Annotated in this window: 1 pseudogene; it reads left to right on the top strand. The window is 52.9% G+C overall.

Annotation, left to right across the window (positions count from 1 at the left end):
- Nucleotides 1-170: 170 nt before the first annotated feature.
- Nucleotides 171-941, top strand: a pseudogene (locus JUJ53_RS19655) (ISNCY family transposase); the annotation flags it as partial.

Here is a 941-nt window from a genome sequence, read left to right as displayed (position 1 = left end):
CTAGGGCGGCAAAACTAGCTGGAGAAAGAGGAGACAATTGGCTAGGCTAGGCACAGAGGCGAGAACAGGGTGAGGCAATCAAGATGGTCAGACGAACACCGCAACCGGAAGCGACCCGAGAGGAAGTGCTGGAATGCATTCAACAAACCTGTCTTTGGTGTGGAGGCTGGATGTGGAATAAATACGACAACGTTCGTCGGGTACGAACGCTGGAGGGGGTGGTGCAGTTGCGACTGAAAGTAAGACGGTGTGCAACACCCGAATGCGAACGGTTCTGCCAACCGTATCGACCGGAAGCGGAAGGAAAGTGGGCATTACCACAGCAGGAATTTGGCTTGGACGTGATGGCGTTGGTGGGGAGTTTGCGCTATCAAGAGCATCGGAGCGTGGTCCAAATCCACCAGGTACTCCAGCATCGAGGGGTGAGTGTGAGTGAGCGCACGGTGAGTAATTTGCTGGCTCGTTACGACGAATTGGTCTCGCTAGAAATGGGTAACATCGAGCGGATTCGGAACATCTTGGCTCACCAATCCCACGTGATTTTAGCGATTGATGGTCTTCAACCCCAGGTGGGTCATGAGGTGTTATGGGTGATTCGAGAGGTCATCAGCGGCGAGATTTTGCTGGCAAGACCGTTGCTATCCTCCAGTAGCGAAGACCTTATACCGATGCTAGTCAAGGTGAAACAGGTGCTAACCGTGCCGATTGTGGGTGTAGTCAGTGATGGGCAGACGTCAATTCGTAAAGCGGTCACTAGTGCGCTGCCAGACGTGGCCCACGGACTGTGTCATTTCCACTATTTACGAGAAGCGGCCAAGCCGATTTACGAAGCAGACCGCCATGCGAAAAAAGAGTTAAAAAAGCGAGTGCGTGACATCCGCAAGTTGGAACGAGAGACGAGTAAGGGAGTCGATGATGGGATCAAAGAGGTGGTTGAAGGA

This window comes from Leptolyngbya sp. CCY15150 (assembly GCF_016888135.1).
GTDB lineage: Bacteria > Cyanobacteriota > Cyanobacteriia > RECH01 > RECH01 > RECH01.
The sequence above is the reverse complement of the archived record's forward strand: the minus strand, read 5'-3'. Positions and strand labels throughout refer to the sequence as shown.